Consider the following 14710-nt stretch of genomic DNA (forward strand, 5'->3'; position numbering starts at 1 on the left):
CATGGCAGCCCCAAAGAAGGTTTTCGGCATCATCCTCGCCGGCGGCGAGGGCAAGCGTCTCATGCCTCTGACAACAGACCGGGCGAAGCCCGCGGTGCCCTTCGCCGGGCAGTACCGCCTCATCGACTTCGCCATCTCGAACCTCATCAACTCGGGCCTTCGGCAGATCGTCGTCCTCACCCAGTACAAATCCCACAGCCTCGATCGGCACATCACGCAGACGTGGCGGATGTCGGCGCTGCTCGACTCGTACATCACCTCGGTGCCGGCGCAGCAGCGCCTGGGAAAGCGCTGGTTCTCCGGATCGGCCGACGCCATCCTGCAGAGCCTGAACCTCATCAACGACGAGAAGCCCGACATCGTCGTGGTCATCGGCGCCGACCACGTGTATCGGATGGACTTCCAGCAGATGGTCGACGCGCACATCGCATCGGGCGCGCGGGCGACGGTGGCAGGCATCCGCCAGCCGCTCGCCCTGGCGAACCAGTTCGGCGTGATCGATGCGGACCCGGACGGATCGGGGCGGATCCGCGCGTTCCTCGAGAAGCCGGCGGACGCCACGGGTCTGGCTGACTCGCCTCACGAGGTGCTCGCATCCATGGGCAACTACATCTTCGACGCAGACGCGCTCATCGAGGCCGTCGAGGCCGACGGCGAGGTGGCCGCGTCGAGTCATGACATGGGCGGCGACATCGTCCCGTATTTCGTCGAACGCGGTGAAGCGGCGTACTACGACATGAAGCAGAACGACGTGCCGGGTTCGTCGCCGCGCGACCGCGCCTACTGGCGGGATGTCGGGACCATCGACTCGTTCTTCGATGCTCACATGGATCTCATCGCGACGCTGCCGGTTTTCAACCTGTACAACACGCTGTGGCCGATCCGCACGCAGAGCGTCAACGCGCCGCCCGCGAAGTTCGTCCGCGACGCGGTCGGACGCATCGGCAACGCCATCGACTCGATCGTCTCACCGGGTTCCGTGCTGTCAGGAACGCACCTCGAGCACAGCGTCATCGGTCCCGGCACGCTGGCAGCAGGGGGGTCGACCATCACCGACTCCGTGCTCTTCGACGGCGTCGTGATCGGTCAGGGCGCCCGCGTGCACCGCGCCGTCCTCGACAAGAACGTCGTGATGCTCGACGGGGCGACGGTCGGCGTGGATAGGGAACGCGATCTCGAGCGCGGCTTCACGGTGACCGAGTCCGGCATCACCGTGGTCGGCAAGGGCGAGTTGATCGAACGCTGACCGGCTCGCGCTCGCGCTACGCTCGATCGTGTGACCGCAGCCCGATTCCTCGTCGTCCTCGACGCCGACTCCACACTCATCCAGGACGAGGTCATCGAGCTCCTCGCCGATGAAGCCGGCCGCCGAGCAGAGGTGCAGGCCGCCACCGAGGCCGCCATGCGCGGCGATGTCGACTTCGCGACCAGCCTCCGCTCCCGAGTGGAGGCGCTGGCCGGCGTCGGGACGGACGCCTTCGAGCGGGTCAGGGTACGGATCCGGCCGACGCCGGGGGTGCGCGAACTGACCGCCGCTGTCCACCAGCGCGGCGGTGTCGTCGGCGTCGTCTCCGGCGGCTTCCATGAGATCCTCGACAGCATCGCGCCCGATCTGGGGGTCGACCGCTGGCGGGCGAACCGCCTGGCGGTGGTCGACGGCGCGTTGTCCGGTCGCGTCGATGGCGCCATCGTGGACGCCGCCGCCAAGGCCTCATCCCTTCGTGAATGGGCAGGCGAGCTCGACGTGCCGCCCGCGGCCACCATCGCGATCGGCGACGGTGCGAACGACCTCGAGATGATGTCGGCCGCCGGACTCGGTGTCGCGTTCAACGCCAAGCCGGCTGTCCGAGCGTCGGCGAACCTCGTGGTCGGTCCGCAGGATCTGCGCGAGATCATCCCGCTCCTGCCCTGATCAGGCCGACCCGCCGGGGCCGCTAGCCGATGTCGGGGGCTCCGCGTTCGAGATCGTCGACGGCGTGCGATCGCCGACGCGAGCGTCGTGAGGATCGGGAGCGGGCACTGGCCGCAGTTCTCGCAGCCGCGGCGGCCTGCCGAACTCATCATCGCCGCCGTCGCGACGACGCGATGACGTGACGCGGCGGCGTGGTGAAGCAGCGAGCGGTCAGTGGCCCATGCCGAGGCCGCCGTCGACCGGGATGACCGCGCCCGAGATGTAGCCGGCGTCGTCGCCGGCGAGCCAGGCGACCACTCCTGCGACCTCGTCCGCTGTGGCGAAGCGGGCTGCGGGGATACTCGCCTTGTACTGCTTCTGCGTCTCTTCGGGAAGCTCGGCGGTCATGTCCGTCTCGATGAATCCCGGGGCGACCACGTTCGCCGTGATGCCGCGCGCTCCGAGTTCGCGCGTGAGCGAGCGTGCGAAGCCGACCAGGGCGCTCTTGGACGCCGAATAGTTGACCTGGCCTGCGGACCCGTACAGGCCCACGACGCTCGAGATGAGGATGACCCGGCCGAAGCGGGCGCGCAGCATCCCCTTCGATGCGCGCTTGACGACTCTGAAGGCGCCACCGAGGTTGGTGGCTACGACGCTGTCGAAGTCGTCCTCACTCATCCGCATGAGGAGCGTGTCCTTCGTGATCCCGGCGTTGGCGACGACCACCTCGACCGTGCCGAGCGCGGCCTCGACCTCGCTGTATGCGGCGTCGATGGATGCGGCATCGGTGACGTCCGCGCGGACGGTGAGCGTGCCCTCGGGGCCCTCGCCGCTGCGAGCCGTGACGGCCACACGGTACCCGTCGCGCACGAAGCGCTCCGCGATCGCGCGGCCGATGCCGCGGTTGCCGCCGGTGACGAGGACGACGCGTTCTGTAGTCATGTGTGCACTCCCAGGGGGCTTGAAGGACCCGAATCATCCTAGCCGGGGAGCTCTCCCCCGCCACGGGCCGCGAGAATCACGCCAAGATGGAGATGACCGCAGCAGGACCATGAAGGGATCGCGATGAGCGACGACACGAACCCGGGCGGGCACCCGGTGCCCTCTCCGCAGAACCAGCCCTACTCCCCGCCGCCCCCCGCCGCTCCGGCCCCGCAGAGTCCTGCCGTGCCGCAGTACCCGGCCACGCAGCAGTACCCGGCCGTGCAGCAGTACCCGGCCGTGCAGCCGCACCCCGCACCGCAGCAGAACGCGGCCCCGGCGCCGTACTCTGCGCCGCAGCCGTATGCGGCCGCTCCGCAGTACCCGGGAGCGCAGCCCTACCCGCAGGCACAGTCCTACCCCTATGCGCCCACACGACCGACCAGCGGTCTCGCCGTCACGTCGCTCATCACCGGTATCGCCGGCATCGTCTTCAGTTGGACCTTCGTCTTGCTGCTCGCCTCGATCGCGGCGGTGATCACCGGGCACATGGCGCTCAAGAATACCCGCGAGAACACCGCTCTCGGCGGACGCGGCATGGCCATCGCGGGCATCATTCTGGGGTACGCGGGCGTGGCCTTCCTCGCGTTGTCGATCGTGTTCGGCATCCTGTCCGCGATCTTCTTCGGTTCGCTGCCGTTCCTGCTCTACGGCATCAGCAGCTGACCTGCAACCGGGGCCTGCGCCGGACGCCGGCAGCCGTCGTGCGGCGTAGGCTGGAGGCATCGTGAAACAGTCCCACGCCGCCCCGGTGACCTCGCTCCCGCAATCCCCGCAGGACGAGGCGACCGGTCGCGTGCGCCGGTACTGGATCACCATGGGCATCCGCATGGTGTGCTTCGCGCTGACAGTGCTCGTGACGCCATACGGCTGGTACACGTGGGTGTTCGCGGCAGCCGCAGCCGTGCTGCCCTACATCGCCGTCGTCTTCGCGAACGCGGTCAGCCCGACGGGGACGCCCCCGGCGGAGTCGCCCGTGCAGGAGCTCAGCGCCGCTGCGCCCGCTCCCGAGACCGTGCCCGGCGAACCGACCGTCATCACCGTGCAGGAGCGCCGATCGGTGAGCGACGCGCCGGGAGACGACCGGACGTGACCCACGAATGCTCCCGGGCCGGATGCCGGCGTGAAGCGACGCAGCACATCGTCTGGCGCAACCCTCGGATCCACGCGGCCGATCGGGAGAAGATCTGGCTCGCCTGCGGCGAGCACGCCGACTTCCTGCACGACTATCTCGCAGCCAGGGACTTCCCCGTGACCACGCGCGAGGGACTTCCCGCATGAGCAACCGCTACGCCCGCTGGGGCGTCTATCTCCTCATCGCGGCCGCGTTCGCCGTCGGGTGCGTCTTCCTGTCGAACTGGCAGTTCGATCGCAACGAGAGCCGAGCCGCCGAGATCGAACTCGTCGATCAGAACTACGACGCCGATCCCGTGCCGCTGGCCGATCTCATCGGCGCAGACGGAGCGCTCGACGCCGACGACGAATGGCATCCCGTGGTCCTCCGCGGCAAGTACCTCGCCGATGAGCAGCTCCTGGTCCGCAACCGTCCGCACGGCGGGACGAGCGCGTTCGAGGTGCTCGTCCCGTTCCTCGACGAGGACGGGCGCGTCCTCGTCGTCGACCGCGGCTGGGTCGCGCCCGGCGAGGGATCGGTGCCGGATGCTGTGCCGGCGGTTCCCTCGGGCGAGGTCGAGGTGGTGGTGCGGCTGCGCGCCGGGGAGCCGCTGCCCTCGTCGGGGCGCAGTGCTCCTGAGGGCCAGGTTCCGACCATCCATCTCCCGACGATCGCGGCAGGCGTGGACGGCGACGTCATCATCAGCGCCTACGGCCAGCTCGTCAGCGAGCACCCGGCGCCCGAGACGCTGCCGGGCGGCTTCGATGCGCCCACCGATGACCCGGGCCCGCACCTCTCGTACGCGATCCAGTGGATCCTGTTCGGGATCATGGGGTTCGTCTTCATCTTCTACATGATCCGCACGGAGGTGCAGAAGCACCATGAGGAGGCCGAAGGCCGCCCCGCTCCGGTGAAGGCGTCGCGGCGACGCGATCGCGACGCGGATGCGGAGGACGAGCTCCTCGACGAGGTCGACAGCAGAGTCTGACCCGGCCCCGGGTCACTCCGGCAGAAGATCCGGTCGACGCGTCCGCGTGCGCTCGATCTGCTGCTCCCGACGCCACGACACGATCGCACCGTGATTGCCGCTGAGAAGCACGTCCGGGACGGCGCGTTCGCGCCAGGTCGAGGGCTTCGTGTAGGACGGATACTCGAGCAGTCCGTCCTCATGCGACTCCTCGACGAGGCTCTCGGGGTTTCCGACCACGCCGGGGATGAGCCGGCCGACGGCTTCGATCATGGCCATCGCGGCGACCTCGCCGCCGTTGAGCACGTAGTCGCCCAGGCTCATCAGGCGCACCTCGCCGAGAGTCGCGGCGTACTCGAAAACGCGCTCGTCGATGCCCTCGTAGCGGCCGCATCCGATGATGAGGTGCTCGCGAACGGCGAGCTGGCGGGCCGTGGCCTGCCGGAACACCTCGCCGGCAGGCGACGGGAAGATGATCGTCGGTGCGTCGCCGCCCGCATCGCTGGTCAGCTCATCGAGCGCGAGCCCCCACGGTTCGGGCTTCATGACCATGCCCGCTCCCCCGCCGTACGGGGTGTCGTCGACGGTGCGGTGCCGGTCGCTGGTCCAGTCCCGGAGATCGTGGACGCGGAGTTCGAGGATGCCCGATGCGCGAGCCTTGCCGAGCAGCGACAGCTCGAGGCCGTCGAAGTACGACGGGAAGATCGAGACGACGTCTACGCGCATGGGTCGATCGTATCGATCGGTCACTGCGCGCTGTCGGCAGCGGCGTCGGACTCCTCGGCGTCGGGCTCCTCGGCGTCGGCGATGTCCTCGAATAGGCCGGCGGGCGGTGTGACGGTCACGCGACCGGCTGTGAGGTCGACGGAGGGAACGATGGCCTCGACGAACGGGACCATGATCTCCTGCTCGTTCGACTTCACGATGAGGAGATCCTGTGCGGGAAGATGCTCGACGCGGACGACGGTTCCGATGGCGGCGCCGTCTCGGACGACGTCGAGCCCGACGAGCTGGTGGTCGTACCAGGCGTTGTCCTCCGGCTCGTCGGAGTCCTGGTCGATCCAGAGGATGGCGCGCACGAGGCCTTCAGCGCCGTCGCGATCATCGACGCCCTCGAAGAAGACGACGGAGTTGCCGTTCATCACCCGGTACTCGCGGACGGTGATGGACTTGCCGTGCCACGGAGATGCTTCGGGCACCTGCAACGTGAACTCGGCTCCCGGCACGAAGCGACGCTCCGGGTTGTCGGTGTACAGCTCGAGCTTGAGGGCCCCCTTGAGTCCGTGCGCCTTGACGAGGCGTCCGACCCTCAGCTGGTTCTTGCCCTGGCCGCGGTCGCTTCCGGCCACGTCAGTCGTCCGCGACGTCGACGCGGACGCGCTGCCCATCCGCCAGGGCGGAGATGAGCGTGCGGAGTGCCTTCGCTGTGCGGCCGCCGCGCCCGATCACCCGTCCACGGTCGTCGGGGTGCACGCGCACCTCGAGCAGGTCGCCTCGCGGCGAGGTGGAAGCGGAGATGCGGACATCGTCAGGGTGATCGACGATCCCCTTCACGATGTGTTCGAGCGCGGCGGCGAGCACGGCGATTACTCGGCGTCGGCGGCGGGAGCCTCAGCGCCGTCCGCGTCAGCGGCAGGAGCCTCCGCAGCGGGGGCCTCCTGCTTCTTCTCGACCTTGGGCTTGACCACGGACTTCTTCGAGGAGTCGACCTCGTAGGCAGCCTTGGGCTCTGCGAACTGGACGGTGGACTTCGCGTCCTTGTCGCCCTTGAACTTGCCCCAGTCGCCCGTGAGCTTCAGCAGCGCTGCGACCTGCTCGGTCGGCTGAGCGCCGACGGACAGCCAGTACTGAGCGCGCTCGGAGTCGACCTCGATGAACGAGGGCTGCTCGGTGGGGTGGTACTTGCCGATCTCCTCGATCACACGACCGTCGCGCTTGGTGCGCGAGTCGGCGACGACGATGCGGTAGTAGGGCGCACGGATCTTGCCCAGGCGCTTGAGACGGATCTTGACAGCCACGATTCTCCTGAATGGTGTGGAAGGAACGAACTGGTCGCCTGGAGAGTGGGGTGCACACCCGGCGGAAGCTCAAATGGGAGGACGCGATCTGGATAGAGGGTCGAGAACGCCGTCCGACCCTCTATTCTGCCAGATCCGGGAGCCCGGCGCGAAACGGTGCGACACGCATGTCGGGATGCGTCGGCGCGCGTGTCAGACTGTTCTCGTGAAGCAGGAGTTCGCGCACTCCCGGCGCTCGACCGTTGGCCTCGAGTGGGAGATCATGCTCGCCGATCCCGACACCGGGGACCTGGTCGGTCGTGCCCCGGATCTCGTCCAGGCGCTCGAGGACGAGAGCGAATCGGAGCGCCACACGGTCACCGGTGAGCTGCTGACGAACACGATCGAGGTGACCAGCGGCATCGGCGACACCGTGGCGCATGCGATCGGCGACATCGCCGCAGCGATCGCGGCGGTCAGATCGCGTACGGATCCGGCGGGAATCGAGCTGCTCTCCGCCGGAAGCCATCCGTTCGCGCAGTGGTACGACCAGAGCGTCACCGACAAGAGCCGGTATCACAAGCTCATCGAGCGGACCCAGTGGTGGGGCCGCAACATGATGATCTGGGGCATCCACGTGCACATCGGCGTCGAGGACCGCGACAAGGTGATGCCGATCATCGGCGCCCTCTCGGCATACCTGCCTCATCTGCAGGCGCTCGCCTCGTCGAGCCCGTTCTGGGCCGGAGAGCGCACGGGCTACGCCTCCAATCGTGCACTCGTCTTCCAGCAGCTCCCCACCGCGGGCCTGCCCTGGCCGCTGCGCACCTGGTCCGAGTTCGAGCGGTATCTCGACGACATGGTGCGCACCGGGGTCATGGCCGATGCCACCGAGGTCCGCTGGGACATCCGCCCCGCTCCCCGCTGGGGCACGATCGAGGTCCGCGCGTGCGACGGCGTGTCGACGCTGACCGAGATGGCGTCCCTCGCCGCCCTCGTCCAGGTTCTCGTGGAGCACCTCTCGCGCCGGCTCGACGACGGCGAGACGCTGCCGACGCTGCAGCCGTGGTTCCATCGCGAGAACAAGTGGCGCGCCGCCCGGTACGGCCTGGACGCGCGCGTGATCACCGACGAGGGCGGGACGCAGCGCCTCATCCGCGAGCACGTCTCCGAGCTGGTCGACGAGCTGGCGCCGGTGGCCGTGGATTTGGACTGCGCCGCGGAGTTCGCGGCCGTCCATGAGATCCTCGACGCCGGCGCCGGGTACGAGCGACAGCTGAAGATCGCCGACGCCGCCGCGGGCGATCTCCGCGAGGTCGTGCACCACCTCATCCGCGAGTTCCGTTCCGGGCCGGGGGCGCCGGTGGTGTGATCGGGGCTCAGTCCTCGTCCACCCAGTCGAGGGTGCGCGAGACGGCTTTGCCCCATCGCGCCATGAGCTTCTCGCGATCGGCATCCGAGGTGCCCGGCGTCCACCGGGTGTCCTCGCACCACATGGCGCGCAGTTCGTCGCGGTCCGCCCACAACCCGACCGCGAGGCCCGCCGCGTACGCAGCACCGAGCGCCGTGGTCTCGATGACTGCGGGACGCACCACGGGGATGCCGAGGATGTCCGCCTGGAACTGCATGAGGGTGTCATTGGCGACCATACCGCCGTCGACGCGCAGCTCGTCGAGGTCCACGCGAGTGTCTGCGCCGACGGCATCCAGGACCTCCCTGGTCTGGAAGGCGACCGCCTCGAGCGCCGCGCGGGCGATGTGGCCCTTGTTCGCGAACCGCGTGAGTCCGAGGATCGCGCCGCGCGCATCCGGGCGCCAGTGCGGTGCGAACAGCCCCGAGAACGCCGGGACGATGAAGACACCGCCGTTGTCGTCGACGCTCAGCGCGAGCCTCTCGACGTCGGCGGCCTCGTCGAAAAGGCCGAGGTTGTCGCGCAGCCACTGGATGAGCGAACCCGTCACGGCGATCGATCCCTCCAGCGCGTACCGCGGCGCCTCGCCCGCGAGCTGATAGGCGACGGTTGTGACGAGGCCGTTCTCGCTGTCGACGATCTCCTCACCCGTGTTCACGATGAGGAAGTTCCCGGTCCCGTACGTGTTCTTGGACTCTCCGCGTTCGAAAGCGGCCTGGCCGAAGGTGGCCGCCTGCTGATCGCCCAGGATCGCCGCGATCGGCGTGCCGTCGAGCGCGGTCCCCTTCGCCTCGCCGTAGACCTCGGACGAGGGCCGGATCTCCGGCAGCATGGAGCGCGGCACGTCGAAGGCCGCGAGCAGTTCGTCGTCCCAGTCGAGCGAGCGGAGGTCCATGAGGAGCGTCCGGCTGGCGTTGGTGACGTCGGTCGCGTGCACTCCGCCGTCCGGTCCGCCGGTAAGGTTCCACAGCACCCAGGTGTCCGGCGTCCCGAAGAGCAGCTCCCCGTTCGCGGCGCGCTCGCGCGCACCGTCGACGTTGTCGAGAATCCACGCGATCTTGGATGCCGAGAAGTAGGTCGCGAGCGGAAGACCCGTGGTCGCGGCGAACCGCCGGATGCCGCCGTCCGCTGCCAGCTCGTCGATCTTCGTCTGCGTGCGCGTGTCCTGCCAGACGATCGCGTTGTGGATCGGCTCGCCGGTCGCCCGATCCCACACGATCGCGGTCTCGCGCTGGTTCGTGATGCCGATGCCGGCGACGTCGGATGCCGTGATCCCGGCCGCATCGAGCGCCTCGTCGATGACGGCGGCGGTGTTGCTCCAGATCTCGGCCGCATCGTGCTCGACCCACCCGGCGCGCGGGAAGATCTGCTCGTGCTCGCGCTGTCCGGTCGCGATGATCGCTCCGTCTGCATCGAAGACGATGGCGCGGGTGCTCGAGGTGCCCTGGTCGATGGCGACGATGTGCATGTGTCTCTCCAGCCGGTGACGGCGTTGTCTGAACTGTCCTTCAGCCTAGGGCGACAGGGCACGGACGGCCGGTGCGCGTGCACGAACGTGCACCGGTGTTCGGCGCTCAGCCGCCCACGAGCTGCTCGGCGAGGTGCTCGTCGAGGATGAGGTCGGTGATGAGCCGGGCTGCGATGGCGCCTCGCAGGCTCGTGAGCCGCTGCGCACCGGAGACCACGCAGATCCGGCGCGCGACACGGGAGAGGACGGTGAACCCCGGCCCGGTCGCCCGACGGTTCAGTTCGACGTCCTTCCAGCTGCCGTCCTCGCGGTAGAAGGTCGTCGCGACATCTCCGACGATCCGTTCGTCGCGCAGACTCCGGTAGTCGGAGCGGTCGAGATAGCCGCCGATGTGCACGCGACTCGGTACTTCCGCGAACGGCGACCCCAGTCCGAACAGCACGACGTCGGCTCGGGCCTGGAGATCGAGCACCCGACGCGTGCTGCGCTCGCGCCACATGGCCTCCTTGGTCTTCGGGTCGTCGAAGAACGCTGGGACGGGGAACTGCTGCACCGCCGCGCCGAACGCCTGGCCGAACCGGTGGAGGATCTCACTGGCGTAGTCCACACCGCTCGTGAAGGTGTTGCCGGCGCCGTTGAGCTGGACGATCGTCGCGTTGTGCGTCTCCTTCTTCGGCAGATGACGACTGATGGCGTCGAGCGTCGAGCCCCAGGCGATCCCGAGCGTCATGTTCGAGTCGACGTAGTGCGGCAGCTGGCGCGCGGCGCTCATCGCGACGCGCTCGAAGCGCTCGACGTCCGAGAGCGTCTGAGGAGACGGTACGACGTGCGCGGCGATACCGAAGCGCGCCCGGATCGCTTCTTCCAGGCGCAGCTCCTGCCCCTGCGGCGGATGGATGCGAACCTCGACGAGACCGGTGTCGCGCGCATGGCTCAGCAGTCGGGAAACGGACGACCGGGACACCCCGAGTTCGCCGGCGATGGCATCCATGGTCATGTCCTGCAGGTAGTACAGCTGCGCTGCGCGCAGCGCGGATGCCGCCTTCGGATCGTCGGGCGTACGGGTGGGCATTCGACCTCCTTGCACGTTCGTGCAACCGGCTTGCGCGGGTGTGCTGACCGGCTCAGGATATAGGAGAAGCCACCGAGGAGGCACGACACGATGAGCCCCGTCAGCAACCCTGCCGAGCGAGAAGACGTCACCGCAGCGCGCACGAGCGGACGGACCACCGTCGCCGTGATCGGTGCGGGCATCAACGGCATCTCCACGTTCCGCGACCTCGCGATGCAGGGCGTCGACGTCCTCCTCGTCGAGCGGAACGACTTCGCCTCCGGCGCGACGGCGGCCTCCAGCCACATGATCCACGGCGGCATCCGCTACCTCGAGAACGGCGAGTTCCGTCTCGTGAAGGAGTCCGTGCGGGAGCGCAACGGGCTGCTCAAGATCGCACCCCACTACGTCAAGCCGCTGCAGACGACGATCCCGATCTACTCCACCTTCTCCGGCATCCTCACCGCTCCCCTGCGGTTCCTCACGCACAGGAGTGGCAAGCCGCGCGAGCGCGGCGCCGTCCTCATCAAGGTCGGCCTGACCCTGTACGACACGTTCTCGCGCGACGGCGGCAGCGTTCCGCGGCATCGTTTCCACGGTCGCAGGAAGTCCCTCCAGCAGCTCCCGAGCCTCGATGAGAACATCAAGTACACGGCGACGTACTACGACGCATCGGTTCACGACCCCGAACGTCTGGCCCTCGACGTCCTGCGCGACGGCCTGGCCGCCCACGAGGGCGGGCGCGCCCTGAACTACGTCGAAGCCATCGGACTCGACGCCGACGGCCTGCGCCTTCGCGACCGCGAGACAGGCACCGAGTTCTCGGTGCAGGCCGACGTCGTCGTCAACGCGTCGGGCCCGTGGACCGACCTCACCAACGAGCACCTCGGCACCAAGACCTCGTTCATGGGCGGTACCAAGGGATCGCACATCGTGCTCGACCACCCCGAACTGCTCGATGCCACCGGCGGCCGCGAGATCTTCTTCGAGCACTCCGACGGCCGTATCGTGCTCATCTACCCCCTCAAGGGCCGCGTGCTCGTCGGCACGACCGACCTCGAAGCCGACCCGCGCGAGCCCGCACGCTGCACCGAGGAGGAGGTCGACTACTTCTTCGATCTGATCGGGCACGTGTTCCCGAGCATCGCCGTCGACCGCTCGCAGATCGTCTACCGCTACTCGGGCATCCGGCCGCTGCCGCGTCACGACGACACCGCACCGGGCTTCGTGTCCCGCGACTACCGCATCGAGCGCCGCAAGGACGACGGACAGCCCACGGTGTTCAGCCTCGTCGGCGGCAAGTGGACGACGTTCCGCGCGCTCGGTGAGAACCTCGCCGACCACGTTCTCGCCGAACTCGGCCGTCCTCGCATCACGGGGACCGCGGGCGTTCGCATCGGCGGAGGCAACGGCTACCCGAAGACGCCGCGGCGCAAGCTCGAATGGCTGCGCGAGAACGTCGGCGACGACGAGCGCGGCCGGATCCTCTTCGAGCGCTACGGCACGCGCGCCGCCGACGTGGCCGCGTACCTCGCCGCAGGCTCCGACTCTCCGGTGGTCGGCGACGCGCTGTCCACCCGCGAGCTGGCCTGGATGGTGGAGCACGAGCACGTGCGGCATGTGGCCGACGTCATCTTCCGCCGCACGAGCCTCGCCTTCACAGGTGACGTGGACGCGCAGGTCGTGCGTGCGATCGCCGACGGGCTTGCGCCGCTGCTGGGATGGGATGCCGACCGAACCGATCGTGATGTCGAAGACACGCTCACACAGTTGCGCGACGCTCATGGTGTAAACGCGGGGGTCGCAACGTCGATGTGACGGGGCACGGCGCGCAGCGCACGTTTGTGCAGATTGCGCGGATGCGGCCGGTAGCTGCGTCCACCGTCCAATACGCTCGGCTCGGGGTCCGCGTCGCGGACCCGAACGAACGTCTGGGAAATCCCCGGCACCTTCATGAAGGAGTGAAGTATGAAGACCGGACTTCTGCGCCGGAACGTGTTCTGGCTTGCGTTGTCCCTCGTGCTGTGCCTGATCTCGGCGATCGGTGCCTCCGCCGTACAGACGGCTGCTGGAACTGTGAAGGTCAAGGACCTTCAGTGGGAGACCTCGTCGGGACGGATGCTGAACGCTTTGTTGTTCGTCCCGGAGGGCGCCACCACCGATGCCCCTGCGCCGGCCGTGGTGGTCAGTCATGGCTGGTGGAACAACCGCGAAATGCAGGACGCTAACTACGTCGAGCTCGCCCGTCGTGGGTTCGTCGTGCTCTCGATCGACATGTACGGCCACGGGAACTCCGAGCCCCTCCCGGCAGACGAGCTCGCCGTGGGCGGCACGGGCATGTACGACGGAGTGAAGCTCGTCGCCGATCTTCCGTACGTGGATCCCGAGCGCATCGGGGTCACCGGGCACTCGAACGGAGCTCGCGCGGCGAACTTCTCGGTCGCACTCGACAACGCCGCGGACGAGGAGCTGATCTCCGCGGTCTTCCTCGTCGACAACGAGGCCATGTACAGCGACGAGGACGGGGCTTTCGCCAACCTCTACGGCACACGTGACGTCGGTCTGATCGCCGACCAGTACGACGAGTTCTTCTTCCGCAGCTACGATGCGGAAGGCAATGTGCTCACCGCCCCTCGTGACTTCGCCGAGACACCCAATGCACAGTCGTTCCTCAACTTCGGGGCGGAGCCGGGCGAGCAGCGCGACGTCGATACCGTCTACACCGAGACGATCGACGGGGTAGAGGCGATTCGCGTCCTGCACACGCCTGCCCAGACACATCCGTGGACGCCGATCTCTAAGTATGCGGTCGCCGACCTCGTCGAGTTCTTCGACACCACGCTCGAGGCCCCGAACGAGATCGAACCGACCGCACAGGTCTGGCAGCTGAAGGAGTTCTTCACCGCTCTCGGACTGATCGGGTTCGGCATCTTCCTGGTCGCCTTCACCCGGGCACTTCTGCAGAGCCGAGCCTTCGCCGGCCTGCGAGCCACAGGAGTGGCTCCGGCTCGGCTGGCCGGCTGGAAGGGGCACGGGTGGTTCTGGGGCGGGCTTGTGGTCTCGGCCGCGATCTCCGCGTGGTCGTACATCTGGCTCAGCCAGCAGTCGTGGCTCACGGCGATCACCCACAACGCCGTGCCGAATCCGGTGCCGACCGGTTCTGTCTTCTTCATCGGCGTCTGGGCGGCGTTCAACGGGGTCGCCGCGGTGGTCATCATGGTGCTCTCGTACTACCTGTTCGGCAGGAGGAACGGTGCGCGGCTGCGAGACCTGGGGATCTTCCCCGGGTGGGTGAAGCTCCTGCACAGCGCGGCGCTCGCTCTTGTGGTGACGGTTGCTGCTTTCGGCCTGGTATTCCTTGCGGATTACTTCTTCAAGACCGACTTCCGCTTGTGGGTGATCGCTCTGAAGTGGTTCCCGCAGGACAAGATCTGGTACGCATTCTTCGTGCTGCCGCTGTTCCTGATCTACTTCGTGGCCAACTCCGTTGCGCTCAACGTGTTCAATCGCTTCACTCTGGCGGGCAAGGAATGGCTGAACACCGCGGTGCTCGCCCTGTTCAACGCCCTCGGACCGATCGTTTTGGTCGCAGCGCAGTACATCACCTTCGCGGTTTCGGGTGACCTGATCCCCGGGTTCGGCGGGATCTACAGCATCTGGCTGTTCCCGGTGATCGTGATCCTCGCCGTGTCCGCGGTCATCTCCCGCAAGATCTACCGCGAGACGAACAACCCGTACGTCGCCGGGTTCCTCAACGCGGCCGTGGTCGCGGTGATGTCCGTGTCGAACTCGCTGGTGATGACCTACTGAGTCACCCGACGGAAGCGCCC

At 68.0% G+C, this 14710-nt stretch carries 16 protein-coding genes; 9 read left to right on the top strand and 7 right to left on the bottom strand.

What is annotated here, in order from left to right:
• Nucleotide 1 precedes the first annotated feature (1 nt).
• Both KEC56_RS05970 and serB read left to right on the top strand, forming a co-directional pair.
• Complete coding sequence (locus KEC56_RS05970; RefSeq protein WP_175986421.1) at nucleotides 2-1246, top strand: glucose-1-phosphate adenylyltransferase; 1245 nt, start codon at nucleotides 2-4, stop codon at nucleotides 1244-1246.
• A gap of 30 nt (nucleotides 1247-1276) precedes the next feature.
• Entirely contained in the window at nucleotides 1277-1912 is a 636-nt protein-coding gene (serB, locus tag KEC56_RS05975; RefSeq protein ID WP_227530227.1) for a phosphoserine phosphatase SerB, read from the top strand.
• A gap of 210 nt (nucleotides 1913-2122) precedes the next feature.
• On the opposite strand, the gene fabG is transcribed toward serB, so the two are convergent.
• Nucleotides 2123-2833, bottom strand: a complete 711-nt coding sequence (gene fabG, locus KEC56_RS05980) for a 3-oxoacyl-ACP reductase FabG (RefSeq protein ID WP_227530228.1) — start codon at nucleotides 2831-2833, stop codon at nucleotides 2123-2125.
• Between the two features lie 123 nt (nucleotides 2834-2956).
• On the opposite strand from fabG, the gene KEC56_RS05985 reads away from it, so the two are divergent.
• The 4 genes from KEC56_RS05985 (at nucleotide 2957) to KEC56_RS06000 (ending at nucleotide 4974) form a co-directional block, all read left to right on the top strand.
• Entirely contained in the window at nucleotides 2957-3538 is a 582-nt protein-coding gene (locus tag KEC56_RS05985) for a DUF4190 domain-containing protein (protein ID WP_227530229.1), read from the top strand.
• 61 nt (nucleotides 3539-3599) lie between these two features.
• Nucleotides 3600-3965: a DUF3099 domain-containing protein gene (locus tag KEC56_RS05990; RefSeq protein ID WP_227530230.1), complete on the top strand. Its 366-nt coding sequence runs from the start codon at nucleotides 3600-3602 to the stop codon at nucleotides 3963-3965.
• Nucleotides 3962-4153, top strand: coding sequence for a hypothetical protein (locus KEC56_RS05995; protein ID WP_227530231.1), 192 nt, complete (start codon nucleotides 3962-3964; stop codon nucleotides 4151-4153). The genes KEC56_RS05990 and KEC56_RS05995 overlap by 4 nt, the downstream gene beginning before the upstream one ends.
• Nucleotides 4150-4974 (top strand): SURF1 family cytochrome oxidase biogenesis protein, encoded by an 825-nt coding sequence (locus KEC56_RS06000; protein WP_227530232.1) that lies wholly within the window; start codon nucleotides 4150-4152, stop codon nucleotides 4972-4974. Before KEC56_RS05995 ends, KEC56_RS06000 begins: the two co-directional genes overlap by 4 nt.
• Before the next feature lie 12 nt (nucleotides 4975-4986).
• On the opposite strand, the gene trmD is transcribed toward KEC56_RS06000, so the two are convergent.
• Genes trmD through rpsP form a run of 4 tightly spaced genes read right to left on the bottom strand, consistent with a single transcriptional unit; the run spans nucleotide 4987 to nucleotide 6971 of the window.
• Nucleotides 4987-5679, bottom strand: coding sequence for a tRNA (guanosine(37)-N1)-methyltransferase TrmD (gene trmD, locus KEC56_RS06005; protein WP_227530233.1), 693 nt, complete (start codon nucleotides 5677-5679; stop codon nucleotides 4987-4989).
• A 20-nt stretch (nucleotides 5680-5699) separates the two neighbouring features.
• Nucleotides 5700-6341, bottom strand: coding sequence for a ribosome maturation factor RimM (rimM, locus tag KEC56_RS06010; protein ID WP_264675124.1), 642 nt, complete (start codon nucleotides 6339-6341; stop codon nucleotides 5700-5702).
• Nucleotides 6304-6534: an RNA-binding protein gene (locus tag KEC56_RS06015; protein WP_227530235.1), complete on the bottom strand. Its 231-nt coding sequence runs from the start codon at nucleotides 6532-6534 to the stop codon at nucleotides 6304-6306. The genes rimM and KEC56_RS06015 overlap by 38 nt, the downstream gene beginning before the upstream one ends.
• Before the next feature lie 5 nt (nucleotides 6535-6539).
• Nucleotides 6540-6971 (bottom strand): 30S ribosomal protein S16, encoded by a 432-nt coding sequence (gene rpsP, locus KEC56_RS06020; protein ID WP_227530236.1) that lies wholly within the window; start codon nucleotides 6969-6971, stop codon nucleotides 6540-6542.
• 205 nt (nucleotides 6972-7176) lie between these two features.
• Between rpsP and KEC56_RS06025 the strand changes: the two genes are divergently transcribed.
• On the top strand, nucleotides 7177-8322 hold the full coding sequence (locus KEC56_RS06025; RefSeq protein ID WP_227530237.1) for a glutamate--cysteine ligase: 1146 nt from the start codon (nucleotides 7177-7179) through the stop codon (nucleotides 8320-8322).
• Nucleotides 8323-8329: 7 nt separating this feature from the next.
• Here the strand turns inward: KEC56_RS06025 and glpK are convergent, their stop codons facing one another.
• Nucleotides 8330-9829, bottom strand: a complete 1500-nt coding sequence (gene glpK / locus KEC56_RS06030; RefSeq protein WP_227530238.1) for a glycerol kinase GlpK — start codon at nucleotides 9827-9829, stop codon at nucleotides 8330-8332.
• Nucleotides 9830-9935: 106 nt separating this feature from the next.
• Complete coding sequence (locus tag KEC56_RS06035; protein ID WP_175986448.1) at nucleotides 9936-10901, bottom strand: sugar-binding transcriptional regulator; 966 nt, start codon at nucleotides 10899-10901, stop codon at nucleotides 9936-9938.
• Between the two features lie 90 nt (nucleotides 10902-10991).
• On the opposite strand from KEC56_RS06035, the gene KEC56_RS06040 reads away from it, so the two are divergent.
• A complete protein-coding gene (locus tag KEC56_RS06040; protein WP_227530239.1) occupies nucleotides 10992-12698 on the top strand; it encodes a glycerol-3-phosphate dehydrogenase/oxidase in 1707 nt (568 codons plus the stop codon).
• Between the two features lie 150 nt (nucleotides 12699-12848).
• Nucleotides 12849-14690, top strand: a complete 1842-nt coding sequence (locus KEC56_RS06045; protein ID WP_227530240.1) for an alpha/beta hydrolase — start codon at nucleotides 12849-12851, stop codon at nucleotides 14688-14690.
• Nucleotides 14691-14710: the final 20 nt, after the last annotated feature.

This window comes from Microbacterium tenebrionis, from assembly GCF_020682665.1.
GTDB classification, from domain to species: Bacteria; Actinomycetota; Actinomycetes; order Actinomycetales; family Microbacteriaceae; genus Microbacterium; species Microbacterium tenebrionis.

Excerpts from the sequence above, each read along its gene's own strand:
- KEC56_RS05970 (WP_175986421.1), top strand. The coding sequence starts at position 2 with ATGGCAGCCCCAAAGAAGGTTTTCGGCATCATCCTCGCCGGCGGCGAG.
- fabG (WP_227530228.1), bottom strand. The coding sequence starts at position 2,833 with ATGACTACAGAACGCGTCGTCCTCGTCACCGGCGGCAACCGCGGCATC.
- KEC56_RS05985 (WP_227530229.1), top strand. The coding sequence starts at position 2,957 with ATGAGCGACGACACGAACCCGGGCGGGCACCCGGTGCCCTCTCCGCAG.
- KEC56_RS06000 (WP_227530232.1), top strand. The coding sequence starts at position 4,150 with ATGAGCAACCGCTACGCCCGCTGGGGCGTCTATCTCCTCATCGCGGCC.
- trmD (WP_227530233.1), bottom strand. The coding sequence starts at position 5,679 with ATGCGCGTAGACGTCGTCTCGATCTTCCCGTCGTACTTCGACGGCCTC.
- rimM (WP_264675124.1), bottom strand. The coding sequence starts at position 6,341 with ATGGGCAGCGCGTCCGCGTCGACGTCGCGGACGACTGACGTGGCCGGA.
- glpK (WP_227530238.1), bottom strand. The coding sequence starts at position 9,829 with ATGCACATCGTCGCCATCGACCAGGGCACCTCGAGCACCCGCGCCATC.
- KEC56_RS06035 (WP_175986448.1), bottom strand. The coding sequence starts at position 10,901 with ATGCCCACCCGTACGCCCGACGATCCGAAGGCGGCATCCGCGCTGCGC.
- KEC56_RS06040 (WP_227530239.1), top strand. The coding sequence starts at position 10,992 with ATGAGCCCCGTCAGCAACCCTGCCGAGCGAGAAGACGTCACCGCAGCG.
- KEC56_RS06045 (WP_227530240.1), top strand. The coding sequence starts at position 12,849 with ATGAAGACCGGACTTCTGCGCCGGAACGTGTTCTGGCTTGCGTTGTCC.